Raw genomic sequence first — 24911 nt, 5'->3', positions numbered from 1 at the left:
TGCGATGTCCACAATTCGCCTGATTGTCGGCCTGGGCAACCCCGGGGCCGAATATGAAAAAACCCGCCATAATGCCGGCTTCTGGCTGGTGGATGAACTGGCCTACCAGCTCAAGGCACCCCAGTTGGGGCCCGAAGGCAAATTTTTTGGCGAAGCCGGCCGGGTCAAGCTGGACGGCGAAGATCTGTGGCTGCTCAAGCCGATGACCTTTATGAACCTGTCCGGCCAGTCGGTTGGCGCTTTGGCGCGCTTTTACAAGATTGCACCGGAAGAAGTGCTGGTCATCCATGACGAGCTTGATCTTGAGCCTGGCGTCGCCAAACTCAAGCAAGGCGGTGGCCATGGCGGTCATAATGGCCTGAAAGATATTATCGCCAAGCTGGGTACGCCGAATTTCTGGCGTCTGCGGCTGGGTATTGGCCATCCGGGCGATCGTGCCGAGGTGGTCAATTTCGTACTGAAAAAACCGCGTGCCGAAGAGCAGCAAGCGATAGACGACGCCATCGCGCGCGCGCTCGCCGTGCTGCCGCAAGCGATTCGCGGCGATATGCCCGGAGCGATGAAGGTTCTGCATACCATAGCCAAATGAGCGGGTTTTCCATCCGCCCTTTTGCTGTGGAGGATGCGGCAGAGCTGCGTGCGGTATTCGAGTCGTCGGTGCATGGCTTGGCCTGCCGCGATTACACGCCGGCCCAGTGCATGGCCTGGGCGCCGCCGCTGGATGCGCAGCAATACTTGCACTGGTGCGACAGCATGGCGCGCTTGTCGCCCTATGTTGTCAGGCAAGATGGGCGCGTGGCGGCCTATGCCGATTTGCAGAACGATGGCCTGATTGACCACTTTTTCGTGGCCGCATCCGCGGCAGGATGCGGCGTCGGGCGCCACTTGCTGGCCTTCTTGCTGGCAGAAGCCGGCAAGCGCGGTTTAGCGCGTGTGTACGCCGACGTCAGCCTGCGTGCCGAGGCTTTATTTGCCCATCACGGTTTTGTCGTGATCGCGCGGCGCCTGGTGCTCAAGCAGGGCGAGTCGTTTGCCAATGCCCGCATGCTGTGGCAGCCGCCCTGTGTGCGCCAAGACAAAGCACCGCGATTGCGGTGATACAATCCTAAACATTCGACGCCAGCCGGCTGGGCTGGGCGCCATCCTATACGAGGAAATCCCCATGAGTTTGCAATGCGGCATCGTCGGCCTGCCCAACGTCGGCAAGTCCACCCTGTTTAACGCCCTGACCAAGGCGGGTATCGAAGCGGCTAACTATCCGTTCTGCACCATCGAGCCTAACGTCGGTATCGTGGAAGTGCCGGACCCGCGTCTGGCTGCGCTGTCCAAAATCATCAACCCGCAAAAAATCCAGCCTGCCATTGTCGAGTTCGTCGATATCGCCGGTCTGGTGGCGGGCGCATCCAAAGGTGAAGGCCTGGGCAACCAGTTTCTGGCCAATATCCGTGAAACCGATGCCATCGTGAATGTGGTGCGCTGCTTTGACGACGACAATGTGATCCACGTCGCCGGCAAGGTCGACCCGATTGCCGATCTGGAAACCATCGGCATCGAACTGGCCCTGGCCGATATGTCTGCGGTGGAAAAAGCCATCGTGCGCGAAAGCAAGAAGGGCCGCTCCGGCGACAAAGACGCGCAAAAGCTGGTGGCGCTGCTGGAAAAACTGCTGCCGCACCTGAACGAAGGCAAGCCGGTACGCGGCTTCAAGCTGGACGACGAAGAGCGCGCCATGCTCAAGCCGCTATGCCTGCTGACCATCAAGCCGGCGATGTATGTGGCCAACGTCGCCGAAGACGGCTTCGAGAATAACCCGCATTTGGATAAGCTCAAGGCGCTGGCCGAGGCCGAAGGCGCACCGGTGGTGGCAGTATGTGCAGCCATCGAGTCTGAAATCGCCGATCTGGATGACGCGGACAAGGCCGAGTTCCTCGCCGATATGGGTCTGGAAGAGCCGGGCCTGGATCGCCTGATTCGCGGCGCTTACAAGCTCTTGGGCCTGCAGACCTATTTCACTGCCGGGGTGAAGGAAGTGCGTGCCTGGACTATCCATGTAGGCGACACTGCGCCACAGGCAGCCGGTGTGATCCATACCGATTTCGAGCGCGGCTTTATTCGTGCGCAGACCATTTCCTACGATGACTTTATCGCGTACGGCGGCGAAGCCAAGGCCAAGGAAGCGGGCAAGATGCGCGCCGAAGGCAAGGACTATGTGGTGCAGGATGGCGATGTACTGAACTTCCTGTTCAACGTCTAAGTCTTATCCGCACGATCAACAGCCCGGCAGCTTATTCTTGCCGGGCTGTTTTCATTTCAGGGAGAAGCTCGTGGCTATCAGTTGGCTGGCCGTGTTGAAAAGCGTGCCGTGGTCGGAAGTCGTCAGTAATGCGCCGGTGATTGCCGAAGGCGCGCGCAAGTTATGGAAAAAAACCCGAGCCAAGACAGCAGAGCCGGTCGAGGTTATCGTGCCGCAAAGCGATGCGGCTGCGGCCGACGACCCGCTATTGGCACGCATGGATGCGCGCATTGTGGCGCTGGAGCAGGGGCTGGCCGAGGCGCAGCAGCAGTTGCAGGCGTCAAGCGAACTGGTCAAGCAACTGGCCGAACAGAATGCGCAACTGATTACGCGCGTAAGCATTCTGCGGCGGCGGGTATTGTGGGGCGCTGCCGCAGTATTTGCCTTGCTGATCTGGCTCTTGCTGCGTAGTTTCACTGGCTAAGTGCTGTTTACTTATTTGTCGTTTGGGGCTGGAGTAAAAGAACGAGTCTTGTTATAGTCTGTAATTGAATATTGCATTCAATACATATAACTCAAGGTTATTACGATATGAAGAAAAGCCTGCCCCTTATTGCCATGCTGCTACTGGGCTCCCATGCCTTTGCTGCCGACCTGCTGGATACCGTCAAGCAGCGCGGCACGCTGATTATCGCGCTGGAAGGCACGTATCCGCCGTTCAACTTCAAGGACAAGCAGCAGCAACTGACCGGTTATGAGGTCGAGTTGGGCAATGAAATCGCCAAGCGCCTGAAGGTGAAGCCGCAGTTTGTCACCGGTGAGTGGAGCGGGCTATTGGCCGGCCTGTCTTCGGGCAAGTTCGATGTGGTGATGAACCAGGTTTCGATTACCGATGCGCGCAAGAAGGTCTTCGATTTCAGCCAGCCGTATACCGTTTCCAGCGCCCAACTGATCGTGCGCAAGAACGAAACCCGCAAGCTGGCTACGGCGGAAGATCTTAAGGGCAAGAAAATCGGCGTAGGCCAGGGCAGTAATTATGCCGATCTGGCCAAGGGTATGGCCGGGGTCGAGGTGAAGACCTACCCTGGTGCACCGGAATACCTGCAGGATCTGGCTACGGGTCGCGTCGATGCCGCGCTGAACGACAGCCTGCTGATCCCGTTTGCCATTAAGGAGTCGCGTCTGCCGGTTAAGGCTGGAGCGCCGGTTGGCGGTCTGACGCAGATGGGCATTCCGTTTGCGCGTAATAATCCGCAGTTCAAGGCCGCGCTGGACAAGACCCTGTCTGCGATGCAGGCTGACGGCACATTGCGCAAGATCTCGATCAAGTGGTTTGGTACCGACGTATCCAAAGCGCCACAAGCGCGCTGATCCGGCGCTATGATTTGATTTATTGATTGGTGTAGTGCACGCCCCGCCCGCGCGGGGCGTGCTGTTTTATGCGTGCCGCGCAATGCGGGAGGATGTGTAATGGAGTGGTTGGAACTGTTCGAGCTGGCTTTGCCGGTCATGCTCAAAGGTGTGCTGTATACGCTGATGTTTGCCTTGGTCAGCATGGTGCTGGGCTTGATTTTAGGTTTTAGCGTGGCCTTGGTGCGTGTGGCGCGCTTGCCGGTACTGAGTCAGATCGCAGCGGTGTACGTCAGTGCCATGCGCGGCACCCCTTTGCTGGTACAGATTTTTGTTATCTATTACGGCCTGCCCGGCATCGGCATCGAGTTTGATCCGGTCAGTGCCGGCATACTGGCGCTGACGCTGAACGTGTCCGCTTATCTGTCCGAGAGCATGCGCGGGGCGATGAGCGGTGTCAGCCAGGGACAGTGGCAGGCAGCGCAGTCGCTGGGCTTCACCTGGTGGCAGAGCATGCGCTACATCATCGCGCCGCAAGCCTTGCGTCTGGCGGTGCCTAGTCTGTCCAACAGCCTGATTTCGCTGATCAAGGATACCTCGCTGGTTTCAGTAATCACGGTGACCGAGCTGATGTTGGCGACCAAGGAAGTGATCGCTCAAACCTTCCAGCCCCTGCCTTTGTATCTGGCGGCGGCAGGTATTTACTGGGTGTTGAGTGCCAGTTTCGAGCGGGTGCAAAAGCGGGTGGAGGCGAGGCTGGAGGCTTCATACCGGCGCTGAGGGGGAGGGGCGTTGCGCTAGCGGGCGGCTTCTTTGCTGGAGTGTGGAAACTTTTGCTTCTTTGTGCCGTGCAGTTGCCTGCCACCGGCTATTTGTTTACCGCTATCCGGCTTTCCCCTTATCGGAGAGAAGTAATGCGTAAACTGATCCTTGCAGTAAGTTTGGCCCTGAGCGCCATGGCTGCCCAGGCCGCGACCGTTTATACCGGCGATAAAGTACAGGGTGTAGCTGTGATCTCACCCCTGGATGTGGCTGATCTGGCACCGGCCGATGGCAAGGTGCTGTCCACAGGTACCGACGCAATGCGCGAGCCGCGCGGAACGCGGGTACACCTGCTGATCCAGAACCCTGACCCTAAGAACCTGTTCACGATCTGCTGTGCATCGACGATACGGCGTTAAAAACAGCTTCGAAATGCTCATGTACCACCTGTACATTCCGCTTTCTCAGCCGTTTTCGGCTTGTCTCGCCCTTGCTTGCGAGATAGTTAGCACACTCTAAGTGCGACAAGGGCTGCTGATTTTCTGTGAGCCAGTTTGATCGCGGGCCCGCCTTTTTTGGCGGGCTTTTTGGTTTTTGGCGGGCCAAAAACTAGACTGGTAGTTCCTTCACTCGCGAAAGATCATCATGGGACTCTTGGATCAATTGACCGGCATGCTGGGTAACAGCACCGATGGTACGGAAGGGCAGGGGGGCATGCTGGGAGCCATGAACTCGCTACTGGAGCAAAACGGGGGGCTGGGTGGCTTGGTAGAGAAATTCCAGCAAGGCGGTTTGGGCGAGATTGTTTCGTCCTGGATCTCGACCGGGGACAATCAGGCGATTGCCGCGTCCCAGATCGAACAGGTGCTGGGCAATGAGCAAATCGCTGCGCTAGCCGGCAAGATGGGGCTGGATACATCGCAAGTGGCGCAATCGCTGGCGACAGCGCTGCCGCAGCTGGTCGATAAGCTGACGCCCAACGGCGAAGTGCCGGCAGGGAATACCGATTTGCTGTCCCAAGGCTCATCCTTGCTCAAGGGTTTGTTCGGGCAGTCATAGCGCGGGAGGTGGTATGAAATGCTTTGACCGTTTGGGCGAATTGATGTCGGGCGAGGGGCGGCATGATGCCGTGATGCGGGCGCTGGCCGTTCTGGTGGACGAGCATGGCGGCTTGGCTGGTCTGGGGCAGCGTTTTCGCGATATCGGCCTGGATGCCGTGTTGGCGTCGTGGCTTGGATGTGGCGAAAATATGGCGCTGACGCCGGCCGATATCTATATGGCGCTGGGCGAAAAAGCGGTCGGGCAGTTTGCCGATATGATGGAAACGACCTCGCTCAATGCAGCCAAAGTCATGGCCGAAGCCTTGCCCGAGCTGTTTGATAGGCTGACACCCAATGGCGAACTGCCCGAGCCGGAAGATGGCTTTGTCAGAATGTTTTCCGTCTTGGGGACGCTGTTTGAACGCTGAACTGGTTTAAAATCCCTGCTTTACCCTGCACGGCCTGAACTTCAGGCCGTGCTTTATTTGAAAGTCCTGCCATGCCCCGCCTAGCGTCCGATCTACGAGTTGCCATAGTTGGCGGAGGGCCGGCTGGCCTGATGGCGGCAGAGCAGATTGCCGGGGCCGGCATTGCGGTCGATGTCTACGATGCCATGCCCTCGGTCGGGCGCAAGTTTTTGCTGGCCGGCGTGGGCGGGATGAATATTACCCATGCCGAGCCGTGGCCGGACTTTGTGGCGCGTTATGGCCAACGGGCCGAGCTATTGCGCCCTTATCTGGATGCTTTCAATGCCGAAGCCTTGCGTGCCTGGGTGCACGGCCTGGGGGTCGAGACTTTTGTCGGCAGTTCGGGCAAGGTGTTTCCGCGTGAAATGAAGGCCGCGCCGCTGTTGCGCGCCTGGCTGAGCCGCTTGCGAGCCATGGGGGTGAACTTTCATCCGCGCCACCGCTGGCAAGGCTGGAGCGATGAGGGCGTTTTGCGCTTTAGCGCGATGCAAGGCGAGGTGACGGTCAGGGCTGACGCCGTAGTGCTGGCGCTAGGCGGCGGGAGCTGGCGCAAGCTGGGCTCGGATGGTGCCTGGCTGCCGCTACTGCAGGGCAAAGGCGTGGCGGTGGCCGAGCTTGAGCCTGCCAACTGCGGCTTCGAGGCGGGCTGGTCGCCATTTTTTGCCGACAAGTTTGCCGGCGAGGCGCTTAAATCCATCACGGTGACCTTAAGTGATGTAAATGGCGTCAGCGAAACCCGGCGCGGCGGTCTGGTGCTGTCGCGCTATGGTGTCGAAGGCAATCTGATCTATGCCTTGTCCGCACGCTTGCGCGAGCTGATCAAGCGCGATGGCCAAGCTACTTTTTATCTGGATCTGGCTCCGGATCGCAGTGCGGATAAGGTTCTGCAGGAAGTCGCCCATCCGCGCGGCTCGCGTTCGCTGTCCAGCCATCTGCAAAGCCGGCTGAATCTTAAGGGTGCGCGCATGGGTTTGCTGCGCGAGTGTCTGGACAAGGACAGTTTTAACGATGTGGCCAAGCTTGCTGCGGCCATCAAGGCCTTGCCGCTGACCGTCAGCGCGCCGCGCCCGCTGGACGAGGCGATCAGCAGTGCCGGTGGCGTATGTTTTGCGGGTCTGGATCGCACCCTGATGCTGCAGTGCTTGCCGGGCGTATTTTGTGCCGGCGAGATGCTGGACTGGGAAGCCCCGACCGGCGGCTATTTGCTGACGGCTTGCCTTGCGACCGGCCGTGCGGCCGGTGCCGGCGTGGTTGGCCGGCTCTTGGACAGCCAGTAGCGGCTTATTTCAGATAAGGCATGGGGTCGACCGCCTGACCGCGGTAGCGCAACTCGAAGTGCAGCTTGGTGCGGTCGGTGCCGCTGCTACCCATGCTGGCGATGGGCTGGCCACGCCTGACGGTATCGCCTTCTTTAACCTTAAGCGACTGGTTATGGGCATAGGCGCTGAGAAAGGCTTCGTTATGCTTGATGATGAGCAGCTTGCCGTAAGCGCGTATGCCTTGTCCGGCATACACCACCTTGCCGGCACCGGCGGCAAGAATGGCATCTCCGGGCTTGCCGGCAATATCGATGCCCTTGTTGCGGCTACTGTAACCCTGAATCAGCTGACCCTTGGCCGGCCAGCTAAGCGCGATGCTGCCGCTGGCGGGCGCCGGCTTAGGCTTGGCTGCCGGGCGCGCGGGCTTTGTCGCGGGTTGGCTTGGGCGTGGGCTGACGTTCGGGCGCTTGGCGGCATAGCGTGGCGGCGGGATGATGCGCAGCACCTGCCCCACATTAATGGCATTGCCGGATAAGTTGTTCCAGCTACGCAGTTCGCTGACGCTGCGCCCGCTATTGCGCGCAATGCGGTATAGCGTGTCGCCTGCCTGCACGCGATGGTGGCCGGCCGGAATGGGCGGATAAGCGGGGGTCGTGCTGCAGGCGCACAGGCTGAATGCGGTGATGCAAAATGCCAGTTTTAGCCAGGGGAATGAAAGGCGCATCAGCCGATTCTAACATTTCATGGCCTCTTTCGGCTTTACCAGCCGTTTTCCAGCACGATCTGCCCCGGGGATTTCAGGCGTGACAGGCTGTAGCCCTGCTTGACCAGGCTGGCGAAGGTGCTGGCCACCATCTGCGGGTTGCCGCACACCATAAAGCGGCTGTGTTCCGGGCTTGGTGTCAGCCCGGCTGCTGCTGCCAAGCGGCCATCCTCGATCAGGGACGGGATGCGGGCATCCAGCATGCCGGCTGGTGCATGGCGGGTGACAACCGGCAGATAGATCAGTTTATGGCCATGTTCGGCCCAGAGCGGGTGCCTGCTTAGGGCGGCAATTTCCGCCTGATAGGCCAGATCGCCGGCTTCACGCACACCATGCACCAGCACGATGTGTGCGAAGCGCTGCCACAACTCCGGCTGCTGCAAAATGGACAGATAGGGTGCAAGCCCGGTGCCGGTGGCCAGCAGCCATAACTGCTGTGCGTCAGGCAGGCGCTCGGCGGTAAAAAAGCCGTTGGCCTTGTTGTCCAAGAGCAGGGTGTCCCCTGCCTGCATCGTTTTCAGGTGCGAAGTGAACTGGCCATCCGGCACCAGAATGGAAAAAAACTCCAGATAGTCATCCCACGGTGCCGACACCATGGAGTAGGCGCGCCACAGCTTGCCCGAGCCTTGCGGCAAACCCAGCCGGGCAAACTGGCCGGGAATAAAACGGAAGCTGGCGGGGCGCGACAGGCGCAAGCTGACCAGTTTGTCGCTCCAGTGGCGGACAGCGAGCAGTGTTTCAAGCGTGAAGTTTTCGCTAGGGGCGGCGGTCATGAGTAATATCCGATTGATTTACTCGGGTATTGTCGGGGCAGGCGAGGGGGATTGCAAGGCGTGTTGCACAAGAGGCGAAGCCGGGCGTGACGCATGTGCGATGCACGCCCGGCTTGGCGCGCGTTTTTAGATGTCGCGCCCTTCTTCTATGCCTTGGTGGCTGGGGGATTGCACCGGCAGCACCAGATTGAGCAGGATGGCCAGTACCGAGCACAGGCCGACGCCAACCAGGCTGAACGAACCGATTTTCAGTTCCAGCGCGCCGATGCCGGCAGTCAGTACCACCGAGATAATCACCAGATTGCGCGGCTGCATCAGGTCAACCTTGGCTTCAATCAGGGTCTTCAGGCCCAGCGAGGCGATCGTACCGAACAGCAGTACCATAATGCCGCCCATCACCGGCATCGGGATGGATTGCAGCAGCGCGTTGAACTTGCCGAAGAAGGCCATGCAGATGGCGAAGATGGCCGCCCAGGTCATCACGCGTGGGTTGAAGTTGCGGGTGATCATCACCGCGCCGGTCACTTCTGCATAGGTGGTGACCGGTGGGCCACCGACCATGCCGGCAAAGCACACACCCAGACCATCGCCGGCCAGCGTGCGATGCAGGCCCGGCGTCTTGGTGTAGTCCTTGCCGGTCACGCCGCCAATAGCCATCACGCCACCGATATGTTCGATGGCCGGTGCAATGGCAACCGGCAGCATAAAGAGTGCCGCTGCCCAGTTCACTTCAGGTGAATGAAATTCCGGGATAGCAAACCAGGGGGCATTGGCGATCTTGTCAAAGTCGACCATGCCCATAAACGCCGCAACGATATAGCCCACGCTGACACCGGCCAGAATCGGCACCAGACGGAACATGCCGCGCGCGAAGATGGAGACGATGATGGTGGTCGTCAGCGAAATGGCCGCCAGAATCAGCGAGCTGTCATAGGGCATGATCTGTTGCCCGCCGGCACGGCCCATCGCCATATTCGAGGCTGCTCCCGCCACCGACAGACCGATGATCATGATCACCGGCCCGATGACCACCGGTGGCAGCAGGCGGTTGACCATTTCCATGCCGCGCCAGCGCACGATGGCGGCGACGATGAAGTACATAAAGCCAGCGCAGAACAGGCCGAACATGGTGGCGCCCATGCCCCAGGTCTGCATCGAGTAGATGATGGGGCCGATAAAGGCAAAGCTGGAGCCCAGAAAGATGGGCACCGAGAAACCGGTCACCACCTGGAACATCAAGGTGCCGACGCCGGCGCCGAGCAAGGCCATGGCCGGATTCAGCCCGGTCAGCAGCGGTACCAGTACCAGCGCACCGAAGGCGACAAACAGTATCTGCGCCCCCGATACCGCTTGTTTGAGATGTTGAAACATCTTGTTTTCCCCTTTTCTTGTGTGTGTGCTTTCAAAAAAACGCCGCCCGGTTCAGCGGGGCGGCGTTTAATGGATTTTTTGTCGTTTATGCGTGCTTGGTGCCGAAGATCTTGTCGCCAGCGTCACCCAGGCCCGGAATGATATAGCCGTGCTCATTCAGATGACTGTCCAGCGACGCGGAATAGATCTGTACATCGGGGTGGGCATCGTTGACGGCTTGCACGCCCTCGGGTGCGGCGACCATGACCACTGCCTTGATCTGCTTGCAGCCCTTGCGCTTGAGCAGTTCGATGGTGGCATTCATCGAGCCGCCGGTAGCCAGCATCGGGTCGATGATAATGGCGATGCGCTCGTCCAGGCTGTCGACGAATTTATCGAAGTAGGACACCGGCTCCAGCGTTTCTTCATTGCGGGCGAGGCCGACCACACTGATCTTGGCGGATGGCACCAGATCGAGCACGCCATCCAGCATGCCGATGCCGGCGCGCAGGATAGGGACGACGGTGACTTTTTTGCCCTTGATCTGTTCGATGTCTATCTTGCCGCACCAGCCATCAATCTGGACGGTTTCCAGCTCGAAGTCGCGGGTGGCTTCGTAGGCCAGCAAACGGGCCAGTTCCTGGGTCAGCTGGCGAAACTTCATGGTGCTGATGTCGCCTTCGCGCAATAGACCCAGCTTGTGCTGTACCAGCGGATGCTGGACGACGGTGATATTCATGATCGGCCCTTGAGAAAAAGCTGCCGTTCCGCTCCGCTTGGCGGACAGAAAGACAGCTTTCGATGTGCAAAACCGGCTGCACAAGGGCAGCCGGTCGAATGAAGCGATTCTAACGCAATTTATGCCGGTAAATCTACGTTTCCATGGCATGAACGGCGAGAAATTTATTCTGCAGCGACACCTTCCAGCATTTTTTGCAGCTCACCGTTTTGATACAGCTCGGTCATGATGTCGGAGCCGCCAATAAATTCGCCCTTGATGTAGAGCTGGGGAATGGTTGGCCAGCTGGAGAATTCCTTAATGCCCTGACGGATTTCCGGGTCCTGCAAGACGTCGATGGCGGCAAACTTGGTGATGCCGCAAGCCTTGATGATCTGCACGGCGCGGGCGGAGAAACCGCACTGCGGGAAGGTCGGCGAACCTTTCATGAACAGTACGACAGGATTGTGGGTAACCGTCTCGCGGATGCTGTCCTGGATCGACATGGTGTTAGTCCTTTTTATGGTGTTGTTTGCTCAATACCCGAGCGAATTGATGGGTTATTCTAATGAATCCGCGCCGCTTTGGTCAATTCCGGCTGGCGATCGGTGCCGAGCGTATTGTCTTCAGCAGCATTCTGGCCTGAGCATCATACAGCGAATGGCGGTTGATCAGCCGCGAGATGCCTGCGGCAATCAGGGCGCTGGCCATCAGCGGAATCAGCATGGTCGACGAGTCGGTCATTTCCATCACAATCACAAAGCCGGTGACCGGCGCGCGCGTCATGCCGGCAAAGTAGGCCACCATGCCCAGCAAAACCACGGCCGTTTCCGGCTGGGCCGGCATCAGTTGGGCGACATTCAGGCCGAAGCCGGCACCGACCGCCAGTGCCGGCGCAAAGATGCCGCCGGTGGCGCCAGACAGGTAGCTGAGCAACATGGTGATCAGCTTGAGGATGCCATAGCCTTCCAGCCCTTCGGTATGGCCTTCGATAATATCGCGCGCCCGGAAGTAGCCGGTGCCGAAGGTCATGCCATCGCTGGCAATACCGATGCCGGCGATGACCAGGCCACACAGAATGGCAAACAGAACCGGAGAAAAAGCCCGGGCCTTGGCGATGGAGTTGGGCAAAAAGAAGGAAATACCCAGAATCAGTTTGGCGGTGATGCCGCCTAGCAGTCCGCCCACCACGCCGGTGGCAATAATCGGAATCCAGCCGCTGAGAAAGTGCATCGAGGCCGAGGCGGTGCCGAAGTAGCTGTAATTGCCGAGAAAGGCATAGGCGGTCAGGCCGGACAGAATCACCGACAGCAAGATAGTCGAGCTGGCCTTCTGGTCGAAGGTGCGGCCCATTTCTTCGATGGCAAACACGATGCCGGCCAGCGGTGCATTAAAGGCGGCCGCCACGCTGGCGGCACTGCCCGCCAGAATCAGCCCGCGGCCGTAGCCGAAGTGACCGATGCCGGATTTGCCCAGCCGGTATTTGATGGCGGCACCGATCTGTACGATAGGGCCTTCGTAGCCGAAGGTCGCGCCCGAACCTATGCCCAGCAAGGTCAGGAAGATCTTGGATATCGCCACCTTGAGAGTCAGAAAACGCTCGCGCAGCGAACCCGCATCCGGCTCCAGTGCCGCGATGCACTGCGGAATGCCGCCACCGGCGGTACCGATCAGTACATAGCGCGACAGATAGACCGATAGTCCCAAGCCTAGCGGGGTGATCAGCAAGGCCCACCATGGCGAATTGTCGTAGATGGTGAAAAACAGTTCATGCAGCAGATGACTGCCCTGACCGAACACCACCGCCACCAAGCCGATCAGGATGGCGGACACCCACAACTCCATGCGCCTTTGCCATAGCCGTATGGTCAGGAACAAAAAACGCATGCGCCGCGACATGCGCTGGCGGCGTACGGCAAAGCTGGGTGTGGAAGAGTGTGCCATGAGAGGCCTTCGCTAAGGGTTTACTCGGCAGCAGGCGCTGCGTTGCGGGTCATGACGGCGGCGAAGAAACCGTCGGTCTGGTGAATGGCCGGATTCAGTTGCAGCACATCGCCGGTGTCCAGCGGGATCTTCATTTCGGCCAGTACGGCAGAGGCCGGGACCAGGCTGAAATCGGGGTGCGCAGCGAGGAAGGCTTGCACGATCTCCATGTTTTCCTGCGGCAGCAGGCTGCAAGTGGCATAGACCAGGCGCCCGCCTGTGGCCACCATGCGCGAGGCCGAAGCCAGGATGGAAGCCTGCTTAACGTTGAGTTCGGCCACGCTCTCCGGGCTCTGGCGGTACTTGAGGTCGGGGTTGCGGCGCAAAGTGCCCATGCCGGAGCAGGGCGCATCGACCAGTACGCGCTGCGCCTTGCCGGCCAGGCGCTTGACCCGGGTATCGTTTTCGTGGGCGATCAGGGTCGGGTGGACATTAGACAGACCGGAGCGTGCCAGACGCGGCTTGAGGTTGGACAAGCGCTTTTCCGATACATCAAAAGCATAGAGGCGGCCGCTATTGTGCATTTGTGCGCCCAGCAGCATGGTCTTGCCGCCGGCACCGGCACAGAAGTCCACCACCATTTCGCTGCGGCGGGCACCGGTAATCAGGCCCAGCAACTGGCTGCCTTCGTCCTGTACTTCGATCACGCCCTGCATAAACAGGATGTGCTTGTTGATGGCCGGCTTGCCCTTGAGGCGGATGCCCAGCGGCGAGTAGGGGGTCACGGTTGCATCGAAGCCGTCGGCGATCAGGCGCGACAGCACCTCGTCGCGGCGGCCTTTCAGGGTGTTGACGCGCAGATCCAGTGGTGCGCTTTGCATCAGGCCGCGTCCCAGCTCAAGGATGCTGTCTTCATCCTGATCGCTCATGCGGTCGATCACCCACTGCGGCAGTTCGGCGCGCTGTGCCAGACCATCTGGCATGGCGCGGCCCTTGACGTCGGCCAGCCAGATTTTTTCGTCTTCTTTCAGGCCGTCGCCGCACTCTTTCAGGTTGGTGCCCCACAACTTGGCCATGGCTGCCAGCAGCACATTGCGCGAGTTGGGCTTTTTCGGTGCACATAGCGCACGCAGGGTTTCCAGGCGGCGCAGGCAGGTAAAACAGGCTTCGGCAATGGCGTGGCGGTCGGTCGAGCCCAGTTGGCGGTGTTCGCGGAACCAGTTGGACAGAATCACGTCGGACGGGCTTTCGAAGCGCAACATCTGATCCAGCACTTTGACGATATGGTTGAACTGCAATGGGCTAATTTTCATTTTTTCTCATCTTTCTGGGCGGCAGCTTCCAGATGGCGCTGCCATCAATGTCGATTTGGTAGGCGCGCAGTTCCAGCGATTTATCGCGGTCTGCACGCAAGATACGTACCGGCAAGTTGGCAAAGTCCGGTGCCAGCCAATATTCGTTGACGTCACCGTCTTTGCTGGCGCGCACCAGGGCTACGCGCATCCTGCCTTCATCGGTATCGTAGTCGGTCTCGCCAGCCGCCTTGAGCGGGTAGCTGTAAACCTTTTTGCCGGTGGTGATCTGGGTTGGCATATCGCCCAGATCGGCCCCGTTCAGTGCCAGCTGGAAGGCGAGGCTCAAGACATCTTGGGCGCCTTTTTCCAGCTGTGTGCTCTTGGCTTCCTTATCGCCATAGTCTAGACGCTGCGCGTCGTAGTCGAAGCGGGCATGTTCGCGCAGGGTATCGTTGCGAAAAGCCTGATAGCTGTCGGGGCGCAGGCCTTTTTTATTGACCCGACCTTCCGACAGATAACGCAGTGCCGGACCAAACAGCCCCTTGATGCGCGCCTCTATCCGGTAGCTAGCACCGCTGCGTTGCCAGACAATCTGCCCGCCGCCGACCATGGCTGCACCGTAATAGGCGTGATAGTACAGGGTCGCCTGATCCGGGAAGCGCGTGATGGCGTTCTGCGGCTGCATATAGCCGGTGGGCACTTCCTGTTTTACTGCTGGCGGCGCACTGGCCTCGGGCGCGCTGGCATTCAGCTTATCCAGTTCCGCCAGCGTTTCAGCCAGACGGGGGGGTATGGTGCCTGCTTGGCTTGCCGGCTTGGCCGCTTCTTTTTGCGCACTGGGTTCATCCAGAGCCAGAGACGGCAGCGGTTGGCCAGCAGGCGCGGACGCCGCCTGCTTATTATCGGGCTTGGCGTCCGGCGTGGTGCTGTGGCTCGCCTTAGGTGCGGGCTTGCGCGGCGCGAGTGCCGCCGTTGTTTTAACTGCGCTTGCCTGCGGTGCATCGCCATCCGTGAGCTGCATTTTCTTCAGCGTCGCCGTCAGCGGGCGCAAAGCCTGCTCTTGCGGCACGGCCAAGGGCAGCTGCCAGGCTTCGTGGCCTAGCAGCAGCAAATGGACAAACAGCGACAGGGTGAGCGCTAACAGCAAAGGGCGCAAGGCGCGCATCGTGATTTAGGGCTGCGGTGAGAGCAGGCGACCCGCCTGCTGCTGCGCCGTTACCGGCCGGATTACACGTTCATCGCAGAGCGTGAATTGACCGCTGACAAAGTCGTGCACGGCAGCAGGATAGAGCTGGTGTTCAACGGCGAGCGTACGCTGTGCCAGTGTCTGTGCCGTGTCGCCGGGCAAGATGGCGACCGCACCTTGTGCCACGATGGGGCCGTGATCCAGTTCGGCGGTGACAAAGTGCACGGTGCAGCCGGCAAGCATGCAGCCGGCGTCCAGCGCGCGCTGATGGGTATTCAGGCCGGTAAAAGCCGGCAGCAGCGAAGGGTGGACATTCAGCATCCGGCCCTGGTAATGGCGGGTAAAGCCAGCGCTGAGTATGCGCATAAAGCCGGCCAGTACCACCAGATCGGGCGCGAAACTGTCGATTCTGTCGGCCAGTGCCGTATCGAAGGCTTCACGGCTGGCAAAAGCCTTGTGGTCCAGTACTGCGGTGTGGATGCCGCGTGCCGCCGCCCACGCCAGGCCCGCCGCATCGGGGCGATTGGAAATCACCGCGGCGATGCGTGCACCGGGAATGTCGGCCTCGACAATGGCCTGCATATTGGAGCCGCGGCCGGAAATCAGGATAACGATATTTTTCATGGTATGCCTGACGGGAGCAGCGTACTGCCCCCGTCGTCAAGAGCTTAGCCGACCTGGGTCTGGTGTTCGTCGCCGTTACGCGCGGCAATAGCGCCGATGCGATAGACGGTTTCGCCTTCTGCCGCGAGCAAGGCACAGGCCGCGTCCGCGTGTTCGGCTGCTACGATCACGACCATGCCGATGCCGCAGTTGAAGGTACGATACATTTCCTGCGCATCGACCTGACCTTGGTCTTGCAGCCACTGGAACAGCTTGGGCAACGCCCAGCTCTTGGCATCAATCTTGGCGACACAGTTATCCGGCAGAACACGCGGGGTGTTTTCGGTAATGCCGCCGCCGGTGATGTGTGCCATGCCCTTGACCGGCAATTCGGCCATCAACTTAAGCAGGGGCTTCACATAGATGCGGGTCGGTGCAATCACCGCTTCGCGCAGGGTTTTGCCGTGCTCGAATTCGGCATCCAGATCGGGAGCCGCGCGCTCGATGATCTTGCGAACCAGGCTGTATCCGTTGGAGTGTACGCCGTTGGAGGCCAGACCCAGCACGATATCGCCCGGCGCAATTTCGCGGCCGGTGATGACTTTGCTCTTCTCTACCACGCCGACGGCAAAGCCGGCCAGATCGTATTCGCCTACCGGATACATGCCTGGCATTTCGGCGGTTTCGCCGCCGATCAAGGCGCAACCGGCCTGTTCGCAGCCCTGGGCGATGCCTTTAATGACATCGGTCGCTTGCGCAACATCCAGTTTACCGCAGGCAAAATAGTCGAGGAAAAATAGGGGTTCGGCACCTTGCACCAGAATGTCGTTGACACTCATGGCGACTAGATCGATACCGACGGTGTCGTGGCGGTTCCAGTCGAAAGCGAGCTTGAGCTTGGTGCCGACGCCATCGGTGCCGGAAACCAGAACAGGTTCACTGAACTTTTTGGAGATTTCCACCAGTGCGCCAAAACCGCCGAGTCCACCCAATACTTCGGGGCGCATGGTGCGCTTGGCAAACGGCTTGATGTTCTCGACGAGCGCGTCGCCTGCGTCAATATCTACGCCGGCATCGCGGTAACTGAGGGACGTGGTATTCAAGATCGACTCGCTTTCTGCTAACGTGTTTGTTTTACTTCGAACTTTCGGCTGAACGAAAGCGCGGGTATTTTAACCGAATAGACGATGACGCGCTCTCATTACTCCTTCATTCCCTGGCTGGCGACACTGGCCGTGTTGCTGGCACTATCCTGGCTGGTCTCCAGCCTGTCCGGCGTACTGACGCCATTTATCGTTGCCGCCATTCTCGCCTACATCCTTGACCCCATGGTCGGCTGGCTGGCGCGGCACCGCTTTTCACGCGCGCTGGCCTCGTCTTTGGTGATGCTGGGCGGCATGCTGGTGCTGGTGACCCTATTGCTGGTGGTGGTGCCGATGCTGATCGAGCAGGGGCAGGCGTTGATGAGCCGGCTGCCGGCTTTTATCGATTTTATCCAGCATCGTTTCCTGCCATGGCTGGATGCGCGCTTTGGCATCAAGATCGTGCTGAATGCCGAGAGCTGGCGCAATACGCTGTCGACCCAGGGCGGATTTTTCCGCAAGGCACTGGAGCAGTTGCTGCCACAACTGACCCATGGCGGTGCGGTGCTGTTTAATTTTGTTTCCAATATGGTGCTGCTGCCCTTGCTGTTGTATTACTTTTTGCTCGACTGGCCGCGCATGTGCCGCTGGGTGGCAGAACTGGTGCCACGGCGCTGGGCGGCCGATGTGGCTTCGGTGGCGGGAGAGCTGGACACGGTGCTGGGCGAATTTTTGCGCGGCCAGCTGTCGGTCATGCTGATCATGGCCAGCTTTTATGGTGGCGGTTTGCTGCTGGTCGGGCTGGATTCGGGGCTGGCCATCGGCATGGTGGCCGGTTTGCTGGTGTTTATTCCTTATCTGGGCGCTTTTGTCGGGCTGTTGCTCGCCACGCTGGCAGCGCTATTGCAATACGACACCCTGAGTGGCCTGCTGATGGTGTGGGGGGTGTTTGCCGCCGGCCAGACGCTGGAGAGTTTTGTGGTCACGCCTTATCTGGTAGGGGAGCGTATCGGTCTGTCGCCTATGGCCGTGATCTTTGCCTTGATGGCTTTTGGCCAGCTGATGGGCTTTACCGGTGTGCTGTTGGCCCTGCCTTTGGCGGCGATTGTGTTGGTTTTGGGGCGAACCCTGATACGGCGCTATTTCACGACACGCTTCTATCAGCGTAAAATCCCCCGTCAACGACCTTAACGCCTTAGCCCAGATTGCAATTTTGGACCAACTCGTACTCGACCTTACGCCGACGCCCTTGCCCGGCTTTGATAATTTCCTTGCCAAGCGCAATCGCGAGATCATTTCGGCGCTGACCGATACGGCCGGTGAACGCTTTATTTACCTGTGGGGTGAGCCCGGCTGTGGCAAGACGCATCTGCTGCAAGCCTGGATCGCTCATGCCGAGCGTACCGGCCGCGCTTCCATCTATCTGGATGGCAAGGCCGAACATCTGCCCGATTTTGCCCGAGAGGCGAGCTTTATCGCCGTCGATCATGTCGACGATCTGGCGCCGGACGACCAGATCACGCTGTTTTCCATTTACAACTCCTTAAAAGAATCGGGCGAGGGGCGCTTATTGATGGCGGGGCGTTTGCCGCCCATGCGTCTGCCGGTGCGCGACGATTTGCGCACCCGTCTGGGCTGGGGGCTGGTGTTCCAGGTCAAGGCCTTGTCCGATCAGGACAAGCTTGCCGCGCTTAAACAGCATGCCGCCGAACGCCAGTTGTCCATTCCCGATGATGTGTTCCGTTATTTGCTGACCCACTGGCGCCGCGATTTGGGCAGCCTTTTGGGGGTGCTGGATACGCTGGACCGTTATTCGCTGGCGCTGCAGCGCCCGATTACCGTGCCGCTGGTGAAAACCCTGTTGCAAACTACCCGGTCAGAACCATGAACCTTGCCCTTTTCGATCTGGACAACACCCTGATTGCCGGCGACTCCGATGTCGAGTGGCCCAAATTTCTGATCAAGCGCGGCATTCTGGACGCGACGCATCATGCGCGCCATAACGACTATTTTTATGCGCAGTATCAGGCCGGTACGCTGGATATCTATGAATTCCTCGATTTCCAGCTGGAGCCCTTGAGCCGTTTTTCCCGTGCCGAACTCGATGCCTTGCACGCCGACTATATGGACGGGCATATCCTGCCGATTATTCCGCGCAAGGCGCGCGAACTGTTGGCCGCGCATCAGGCTAATGGCGATCAGATCGTGATCGTCACCGCGACCAACCGTTTTATTACCGGGCCGATTGCGCGTGAACTCGGGGTCTCGGAGCTGATTGCAGTCGAGCTGGAAGAACAGGCTGACGGCCGCTACAGCGGCAAACCGTCGGGCACGCCCAGCTTTAAAGAGGGCAAGATTACCCGCTTGAATGAATGGCTGGCGGCGCGTGGCCAGACGCTGGCAAGCTATGAACAGAGTTTTTTCTATAGCGACTCGCGCAATGATTTACCGCTATTGTCCATCGTCAGTCACCCGGTCGCTGTCGACCCCGATGATGTGCTGCGAGCGCATGCCCAGACGCATGGCTGGCCGGTGATCAGTCTGCGTTCCTGAGTTAATAGGCCGGCCCTTGCGCCGGCCTTTTTTATGAATTGAACAATAAGGTCAGCGACCAAAGGAGAAACATGGATAAGCTCAATGCCTTTCTCGAACGTGCCGAGGCTTTGCTGGCGCGGCTGGAGCCTTTGCTGCCTCCGGCATTGCCGTCACCGGACTGGACGGCCCCGGCATTTCGCTGGCGCCGTCAGGGCCTGGCCACCTGGCTGGAGCCGGTGTATACGCCGCACGGCATGCGTCTGGGCGACTTGTTGCATGTGGACACGCAAAAAGAGTCGCTGGTGCGCAATACCCGACATTTCCTCAAGGGGCGGCCGGCCAATAATGTCTTGTTAACCGGTGCGCGCGGCACCGGCAAGTCTTCCCTGGTCAAGGCCTTGCTGTCCGAGTTTGCCGACAAGGGCTTGCGCCTGATCGAGGTCGAGAAAACCCATCTGGCTGACCTGCCGCAAATTGTCGATTGTCTGGCCGGACGTCCCGAGCGCTTTATCCTGTTTTGCGATGATCTGTCGTTTGAAGAAGGCGAGGATGGCTATAAGGCTCTGAAGTCGGCGCTGGATGGCGGTATCGCGCCGCGCGCCAGCAATTTGCTGATCTATGCCACCTCCAACCGCCGCCACCTTTTGCCCGAGCGCATCAGCGAAAACCGCGATGGCCGCTCGCCCGACGGGGAGATTCATCCGGGCGAGGCGATCGAAGAGAAGGTGTCGTTGTCTGATCGTTTCGGTTTGTGGTTGTCGTTTTATCCTTTCGATCAGGAGGCCTATCTGGCCGCCGCCGCCTCATGGCTGGGCAGTTTCGGTCTGCCGTTTGACGGCCCGGCCGAGCGCGCTGCGCTGCAATGGGCACGCATGCGCGGCAGCCGTTCGGGACGCGTCGCCTGGCAATTTGCCTGCGACTGGGCCGGGCGCACGGTCAAGGAGCGCAAGCTGTAACTCTCTTGCCCGCCCTTGGGCGGGCTTTCACCCATAGAAGCCGTATGCATTCCTCCAAAAAAATCATTCCCGTTGTCGCCGGCGCGCTGATGCGCGCCGATGGCGCTTTTATGCTGGGCTCGCGCCCGGCCGGCAAACCTTATGCCGGCTACTGGGAATTTCCCGGTGGCAAGGTCGAGCCTGGCGAGAGCCTGTTCGATGCGCTGGTGCGCGAGTTTAGCGAAGAGATGGGCATTACCGTCACCCATGCCACGCCGTGGCTGACCCGGGTGCATCATTACGAACATGCTTCGGTGGAGCTGACTTTTTTCCGTATCTGGGCATGGAATGGCGAGCCGCAGTCCTGTGAAGGGCAGGCTTTCGCTTGGCAAATGCCGGGGCAAGAAACGGTCAGCCCCATGTTGCCGGCCAACGGCCCCATTCTTAAATCCCTGTCGCTGCCGGATTACTGCGTGCGCGCATGTCCTAAGCTCTCTGATGCAGCGGCGCTGCTCGGTGCCTTGCCGGGGCGGGCTTTGCTGTTGGTGGACGCGCCGGCACTTCAGCGGGACGAGTTGGCCGCCTTGCTGCAGGCGCTTGCGCCTGGCGTGCATGCCGCCGGAGGCCTGCTGCTGGCCAAGGCCGATCCGGCCTGGCTTGGCGGGCTGCCGGTCGATGGCGTGCATCTATCACAGCAAGCCCTGAGTGCATTGCGTGCTCGTCCGGATTTTCCTTGGGTTGGGGCAGAGGTGGGCTCGGCCGCCGGCCTTGCACATGCGGCAGCCTTGGCGCTGGATTATGCCTGCGTGGCACTTTGCGCTACGGATGTTGCGCTCGCCGGGCGCGAGCTGGACGATTATCTGGCCGAGTCCATTCCCTTGCCGGTGTTTGCCGATGCGGGCAGAGCCATGCCTGAGCTGGATGTGGCGCGTAGCCATGGCGCGCATGGCGTGGTGTTGACGCAAGGAGAGGCGCGATGACGGCCAAGCGTAAAAAGCTTTTACTATTGGCGCTGGCTTTGCTGGCCTTGGGGGCGATCAAGTTTGCCCTGATCCGCCATTATCTGCAGCAGGATAAGATCGTGCAGGCAGAAGCCTTGCAGTGTGATGTGCTGGCCGGTTGTGCCTTGCCGTCAGGCGGGATGGTGAAGTTCCGGCAGCCGCCCTTGGCCGGTCAGCCCTTTGTGATTGATATCAGCGGTGTGGGCAAGGCCGAACCCAAGGCCGAGTTCAGCATGGTCAGCATGGATATGGGCTTTAACCGTTACAGCTTTGTGCCTGAAGGGCAGAACTGGAGCGCCAATGTGCACTTGCCGGTGTGCGTCAGCGGCAGCAAGGACTGGCAAATGACCTTGCTGCTGGACGGGCGGCGTTACACCTTGCCGTTTGCCGTACGTTAATGCGTTTAACGCCGCCTGAAAATGGGCGGCTTTTTTTATGGGCGGCGTCAGCGCAGCAGATAGTCGGCGGCAATGCCGATGAAGATCAGCAGTCCCACGCGGTTATTGCCAAGAAAAGCCTGAAAGCAGCGCTGGCGGTCACGCTCGCGGATGGCGAAATACTGGCGGCTGACAAGAAGGGCGGCCAAGGCGACTGCGGTGAAGTAGGGCAGTCCCATGCCCTGCATGCGGCCTAGCTGCACGAGCAAGAGTATGAAGAGGGCGTGGCATAGCATCACCGCTGCGACATCATGGTGGCCAAAAGTGATGGCCGAAGTCTTGATGCCTATTTTCAGATCATCCGGCTTGTCGACGATCGCGTATTCGGTGTCGTAGGCAATGGTCCAGGCCATATTGGCGGCCAGTATCAGCCAGGCCACCGGCGGAACGCTGCCGCTTTGCGCGGCAAAAGCCATCGGAATGCCGAAAGAGAACGCTAGCCCCAGATAAGCTTGCGGCAGCGGGAAGAAACGCTTGGTAAACGGATATGTCGCGGCCAGAAACAGTGCCGGCAGGCTCATCGCCCAGGTCAGCAGATTAAGCGGCAGAATCAGTAAAAAGGCGGCGCAAGCCAGTGCGCCTGCCAGCAGCAGCGCCTCTTTCTCGCTGACCGCGCCGCGGGCAAAGGGACGGTGGCGGGTGCGTTCGACATGGGCATCGATATGGCGGTCAGCGTAATCGTTGATGACGCAGCCGGCCGAGCGCATCAGGAAGGTGCCGGCGATAAAAATCGCCACAATCATCCAGTCGGGGCGACCGTCGCCGGCTATCCACAAACCCCATAAGGTTGGCCAGAGCAAGAGCAGGGTGCCGATGGGCTTGTCGGCGCGCATCAGTTGCAGATAAACGGTGGCGCGCTCGCCCAGTCGCGTGTTGAGCATCAGGCCAGACTTTCGAGTTCGGGTAGGAAAATTTCGCTGACCAGCAAGGGCGCGTCATGCAGGGTAAACAGGCAGCGTCGTGCCGGCAGCTGCTTTGCCTGGCTATAAGCTTGTGCCAGAGCGTGCAATTCATCCGGCGGCTGCAGCATATTAAAGCGCAAGGGGCCGCGCACCAGTTGTGGCAGGCCGCCAAACAAGGTGAGCCCCAGCGAGCGGGACCCCCTGTCCAGCAGGGCAGACCATTGCGGGCAGGCGCTGCGGCATACGCTGCGCGCCATCACGACCGGTATGCCATCCAGCAGCAGCAACACATGGCGTGCATGCAGTACCGCGCGTGGGGCGATTCCCAATAGCGCCGCTTCCTGATCAAGTGCAGTATTATCCGATTGGAATAACACTTGGACATCAAAGCGCCGGCCGCTGGCGAGCAGGCGCTCGGTCAGCGAACCGGGTTCGCTCAGGCAGGTGGCGATGGCTGAAGTGGTGGCAGGCGGCTGTTCCTGCCACATAAAGTCGGTAAGCATGGTGCGCATTATGCCAAACGTGGCGTGGCCTTGTCGTGCGCCAGTACAAGCAATGGAGGAGGAAAGATGCTGGAAATGGTGTTGTGGCTGATTGGCTACCAGCTATTGGGTGAATTTATCGCATATGCCCTGGCTTTGCCGGTGCCGGGTGCCGTGATCGGCATGTTGCTGCTGTTTATCACCCTGTTGCTGCGCCGTTCGGTGCCGCGGGGCCTGCAGCAACATGTGCCGGTCTTGTTATCCAATATGTCTTTGCTGTTTATCCCGGCTGGCGTGGGCTTGCTGGCTTGGTGGCCCTTGTTGCAGGCGTCGGGCTGGCGCTTGCTGCTGGCCTTATTGCTGTCAACGCTGCTGCCTTTGCTATTGTCGGCGCTGGTGTTGAAAACACTATTGGGCAGACTGAGGGGGCACGAATGACGATGGCTGCCACGACGCTTGCCAAAATTGCGTCTTCCCCCATGGCCGGCATCTTTATCACCCTGTTAGCCTATAAGCTGGCGATCTTGCTGAACAAGCGCTGCCAGGGTCATCCTGTGGCCAATACGGTATTGGTCAGCTCGTTGATCGTGATCACCCTGTTGCTGCTGTCCGGTATCAGTTACGAGCGCTATATGGAAGGCGGGCGCTTTATACTCCTATTGTTGGGGCCGGCTACGGTCGCACTGGCGGTGCCGCTATACCATAATCTACCCAAACTTAAGCGTGCGGCCACTCCCTTGGCGATTGCCTTATGTGTAGGCGCACTAGCTGGCATTCTGAGTGCCTTGTTTCTCGGGCAGGGCTTGGGTTTGCCGCACAATGTGGTGTTGTCTTTGTTGCCGCGCTCGGTGACAACCCCGATTGCCATGGGTGTGTCCGAGGCAATCGGCGGGATACCGGCGCTCAGTGCCACCTTTGTGATCGTATCCGGAATTGTGGGCGCCGTGCTGGTCAAGCCGCTTTTTACCTGGCTGGGCTGGCGCGATGATATGGTGCTGGGTTTTGCTACCGGGCTTGCCGCACACGGCATCGGTACGGCGCGCGTGTTTCAGCTATCGGAAACGGCCGGCGCCTTTGCCGGACTGGCTATGGGCTTGAATGGCTTATTGACGGCGATACTCGTGCCGCTAGTGGTCAGTTGGCTGATGTGACGCGCTAGCTTGTAGATTTGAATAAAGGAGGAGGAGATGGATCTGGTGTTATGGCGCCATGCCGAGGCGGAGGAGGGGAGTGACGACTTGGCGCGTGTCCTGACGCGGCGTGGGCATAAGCAGGCAAGCCAGATGGCGTTTTGGTTGCGCCAGCATTTACCTAAAGATTATGTATTGCTTGCTTCCGAGGCGCGGCGCTCTCAGCAGACCGCTGCTTATCTGGGTAAGCAGTTTGAAGTCTTGCCTGCGCTGAATCCGGATGCATCATGGGATCAGGTGCTGCGCGCCGTTAAATGGCCGCAAGGTGCACGCACCGTCGTGCTGGTCGGGCATCAGCCTTATCTGGGGTGTATCGCTGCCATGCTGTTAAGCGAACAGCCGCTGTTCTGGAGCGTAAAAAAGGGCAGTATCTGGTGGCTTAGCCACAAAAAGCATGGCGAGATCGAGCAAGTGAGGCTGAAAACGATGCTGCCGGTGTCCATGCTGGATCACGGATAAAACGATCAACCCCGCTTATAACTTGGCTATTAGCGGGTGTGGTGAAAGTTCTTCTGCCTGTTTTGTTTGGTAGTTATCTTTTTGTATCAATGGCTTGTGCAGTGTTTGTGCTTTTTGACCTGCACTTTTGTGGGTTTTATTGCGGACATAGGGTTGACGTCTTCGA

31 protein-coding genes are annotated in these 24911 nt (G+C 59.5%); 19 read left to right on the top strand and 12 right to left on the bottom strand.

The window, feature by feature from the left end:
• Positions 1-4 precede the first annotated feature (4 nt).
• From pth to M3P88_RS12725, 10 genes are all read left to right on the top strand, one after another.
• Entirely contained in the window at positions 5-589 is a 585-nt protein-coding gene (pth, locus tag M3P88_RS12770; protein WP_249616396.1) for an aminoacyl-tRNA hydrolase, read from the top strand.
• A complete protein-coding gene (locus tag M3P88_RS12765) occupies positions 586-1098 on the top strand; it encodes a GNAT family N-acetyltransferase (protein WP_249616395.1) in 513 nt (170 codons plus the stop codon). The genes pth and M3P88_RS12765 overlap by 4 nt, the downstream gene beginning before the upstream one ends.
• 64 nt (positions 1099-1162) lie before the next feature.
• The gene (ychF, locus tag M3P88_RS12760) at positions 1163-2254 is read left to right on the top strand and encodes a redox-regulated ATPase YchF (protein ID WP_249616394.1); all 1092 of its coding nucleotides are present in this window, start codon (positions 1163-1165) and stop codon (positions 2252-2254) included.
• Between the two features lie 70 nt (positions 2255-2324).
• Positions 2325-2717: a hypothetical protein gene (locus M3P88_RS12755; RefSeq protein ID WP_249616393.1), complete on the top strand. Its 393-nt coding sequence runs from the start codon at positions 2325-2327 to the stop codon at positions 2715-2717.
• Between the two features lie 107 nt (positions 2718-2824).
• Positions 2825-3604 carry a transporter substrate-binding domain-containing protein gene (locus M3P88_RS12750; protein ID WP_249616392.1) on the top strand — a complete coding sequence of 260 codons (780 nt, stop codon included), beginning with the start codon at positions 2825-2827 and terminating at the stop codon, positions 3602-3604.
• A gap of 99 nt (positions 3605-3703) precedes the next feature.
• Positions 3704-4363 carry an amino acid ABC transporter permease gene (locus M3P88_RS12745; RefSeq protein ID WP_249616391.1) on the top strand — a complete coding sequence of 220 codons (660 nt, stop codon included), beginning with the start codon at positions 3704-3706 and terminating at the stop codon, positions 4361-4363.
• Between the two features lie 134 nt (positions 4364-4497).
• Positions 4498-4764 carry a hypothetical protein gene (locus M3P88_RS12740; protein WP_249616390.1) on the top strand — a complete coding sequence of 89 codons (267 nt, stop codon included), beginning with the start codon at positions 4498-4500 and terminating at the stop codon, positions 4762-4764.
• Between the two features lie 226 nt (positions 4765-4990).
• Positions 4991-5404 (top strand): YidB family protein, encoded by a 414-nt coding sequence (locus tag M3P88_RS12735; RefSeq protein ID WP_249616389.1) that lies wholly within the window; start codon positions 4991-4993, stop codon positions 5402-5404.
• A gap of 13 nt (positions 5405-5417) precedes the next feature.
• Complete coding sequence (locus M3P88_RS12730) at positions 5418-5813, top strand: YidB family protein (RefSeq protein WP_249616388.1); 396 nt, start codon at positions 5418-5420, stop codon at positions 5811-5813.
• 71 nt (positions 5814-5884) lie between these two features.
• The gene (locus M3P88_RS12725) at positions 5885-7129 is read left to right on the top strand and encodes a TIGR03862 family flavoprotein (protein ID WP_283773209.1); all 1245 of its coding nucleotides are present in this window, start codon (positions 5885-5887) and stop codon (positions 7127-7129) included.
• A gap of 4 nt (positions 7130-7133) precedes the next feature.
• Here the strand turns inward: M3P88_RS12725 and M3P88_RS12720 are convergent, their stop codons facing one another.
• The 10 genes from M3P88_RS12720 to purM all read right to left on the bottom strand — a co-directional run bounded on the left by M3P88_RS12720 (position 7134) and on the right by purM (position 16825).
• Positions 7134-7835 carry a peptidoglycan DD-metalloendopeptidase family protein gene (locus M3P88_RS12720; protein WP_249616386.1) on the bottom strand — a complete coding sequence of 234 codons (702 nt, stop codon included), beginning with the start codon at positions 7833-7835 and terminating at the stop codon, positions 7134-7136.
• A gap of 35 nt (positions 7836-7870) precedes the next feature.
• A complete protein-coding gene (locus M3P88_RS12715) occupies positions 7871-8647 on the bottom strand; it encodes a ferredoxin--NADP reductase (RefSeq protein WP_249616385.1) in 777 nt (258 codons plus the stop codon).
• A gap of 126 nt (positions 8648-8773) precedes the next feature.
• Entirely contained in the window at positions 8774-10018 is a 1245-nt protein-coding gene (locus tag M3P88_RS12710) for a uracil-xanthine permease family protein (RefSeq protein ID WP_249616384.1), read from the bottom strand.
• Positions 10019-10103: 85 nt separating this feature from the next.
• Positions 10104-10736: a uracil phosphoribosyltransferase gene (gene upp / locus M3P88_RS12705; protein ID WP_249616383.1), complete on the bottom strand. Its 633-nt coding sequence runs from the start codon at positions 10734-10736 to the stop codon at positions 10104-10106.
• A gap of 164 nt (positions 10737-10900) precedes the next feature.
• Positions 10901-11221, bottom strand: a complete 321-nt coding sequence (gene grxD, locus M3P88_RS12700; protein WP_249616382.1) for a Grx4 family monothiol glutaredoxin — start codon at positions 11219-11221, stop codon at positions 10901-10903.
• A gap of 82 nt (positions 11222-11303) precedes the next feature.
• Entirely contained in the window at positions 11304-12659 is a 1356-nt protein-coding gene (locus tag M3P88_RS12695) for a chloride channel protein (protein ID WP_249616381.1), read from the bottom strand.
• A 20-nt stretch (positions 12660-12679) separates the two neighbouring features.
• The gene (locus M3P88_RS12690; RefSeq protein WP_249616469.1) at positions 12680-13945 is read right to left on the bottom strand and encodes an RsmB/NOP family class I SAM-dependent RNA methyltransferase; all 1266 of its coding nucleotides are present in this window, start codon (positions 13943-13945) and stop codon (positions 12680-12682) included.
• Positions 13941-15098, bottom strand: a complete 1158-nt coding sequence (locus M3P88_RS12685) for a DUF3108 domain-containing protein (RefSeq protein ID WP_249616380.1) — start codon at positions 15096-15098, stop codon at positions 13941-13943. Before M3P88_RS12685 ends, M3P88_RS12690 begins: the two co-directional genes overlap by 5 nt.
• A gap of 6 nt (positions 15099-15104) precedes the next feature.
• Positions 15105-15743 carry a phosphoribosylglycinamide formyltransferase gene (purN, locus tag M3P88_RS12680; protein WP_249616379.1) on the bottom strand — a complete coding sequence of 213 codons (639 nt, stop codon included), beginning with the start codon at positions 15741-15743 and terminating at the stop codon, positions 15105-15107.
• A gap of 44 nt (positions 15744-15787) precedes the next feature.
• Complete coding sequence (gene purM, locus M3P88_RS12675) at positions 15788-16825, bottom strand: phosphoribosylformylglycinamidine cyclo-ligase (protein WP_249616378.1); 1038 nt, start codon at positions 16823-16825, stop codon at positions 15788-15790.
• An 84-nt stretch (positions 16826-16909) separates the two neighbouring features.
• Between purM and M3P88_RS12670 the strand changes: the two genes are divergently transcribed.
• From M3P88_RS12670 to M3P88_RS12645, 6 genes are all read left to right on the top strand, one after another.
• Entirely contained in the window at positions 16910-17995 is a 1086-nt protein-coding gene (locus tag M3P88_RS12670) for an AI-2E family transporter (protein ID WP_249616377.1), read from the top strand.
• Between the two features lie 22 nt (positions 17996-18017).
• Complete coding sequence (hda, locus tag M3P88_RS12665) at positions 18018-18692, top strand: DnaA regulatory inactivator Hda (RefSeq protein ID WP_124735469.1); 675 nt, start codon at positions 18018-18020, stop codon at positions 18690-18692.
• Positions 18689-19357 (top strand): histidinol-phosphatase, encoded by a 669-nt coding sequence (locus M3P88_RS12660; protein WP_249616376.1) that lies wholly within the window; start codon positions 18689-18691, stop codon positions 19355-19357. Before hda ends, M3P88_RS12660 begins: the two co-directional genes overlap by 4 nt.
• Positions 19358-19428: 71 nt before the next feature.
• Entirely contained in the window at positions 19429-20295 is an 867-nt protein-coding gene (locus M3P88_RS12655; RefSeq protein WP_249616375.1) for an ATP-binding protein, read from the top strand.
• Between the two features lie 44 nt (positions 20296-20339).
• Positions 20340-21254: an NUDIX domain-containing protein gene (locus M3P88_RS12650; RefSeq protein WP_249616374.1), complete on the top strand. Its 915-nt coding sequence runs from the start codon at positions 20340-20342 to the stop codon at positions 21252-21254.
• The gene (locus M3P88_RS12645) at positions 21251-21673 is read left to right on the top strand and encodes a hypothetical protein (protein ID WP_249616373.1); all 423 of its coding nucleotides are present in this window, start codon (positions 21251-21253) and stop codon (positions 21671-21673) included. The genes M3P88_RS12650 and M3P88_RS12645 overlap by 4 nt, the downstream gene beginning before the upstream one ends.
• 47 nt (positions 21674-21720) lie before the next feature.
• Here the strand turns inward: M3P88_RS12645 and ubiA are convergent, their stop codons facing one another.
• Positions 21721-22593: a 4-hydroxybenzoate octaprenyltransferase gene (gene ubiA, locus M3P88_RS12640; RefSeq protein ID WP_249616372.1), complete on the bottom strand. Its 873-nt coding sequence runs from the start codon at positions 22591-22593 to the stop codon at positions 21721-21723.
• Entirely contained in the window at positions 22593-23126 is a 534-nt protein-coding gene (locus M3P88_RS12635; protein ID WP_249616371.1) for a chorismate--pyruvate lyase family protein, read from the bottom strand. The genes ubiA and M3P88_RS12635 overlap by 1 nt, the downstream gene beginning before the upstream one ends.
• Before the next feature lie 57 nt (positions 23127-23183).
• Between M3P88_RS12635 and M3P88_RS12630 the strand changes: the two genes are divergently transcribed.
• Genes M3P88_RS12630 through M3P88_RS12620 form a run of 3 tightly spaced genes read left to right on the top strand, consistent with a single transcriptional unit; the run spans position 23184 to position 24745 of the window.
• Positions 23184-23534, top strand: coding sequence for a CidA/LrgA family protein (locus tag M3P88_RS12630; RefSeq protein WP_249616370.1), 351 nt, complete (start codon positions 23184-23186; stop codon positions 23532-23534).
• Positions 23531-24247: an LrgB family protein gene (locus M3P88_RS12625; RefSeq protein ID WP_249616369.1), complete on the top strand. Its 717-nt coding sequence runs from the start codon at positions 23531-23533 to the stop codon at positions 24245-24247. Before M3P88_RS12630 ends, M3P88_RS12625 begins: the two co-directional genes overlap by 4 nt.
• Positions 24248-24283: 36 nt before the next feature.
• Positions 24284-24745, top strand: coding sequence for a SixA phosphatase family protein (locus tag M3P88_RS12620; RefSeq protein ID WP_249616368.1), 462 nt, complete (start codon positions 24284-24286; stop codon positions 24743-24745).
• The last annotated feature ends 166 nt before the right edge of the window (positions 24746-24911 follow it).

Source organism: Craterilacuibacter sp. RT1T (assembly GCF_023502145.1).
Lineage (GTDB): Bacteria > Pseudomonadota > Gammaproteobacteria > Burkholderiales > Chromobacteriaceae > Craterilacuibacter.
This window is presented reverse-complemented; position numbering and strand designations above follow the sequence as displayed.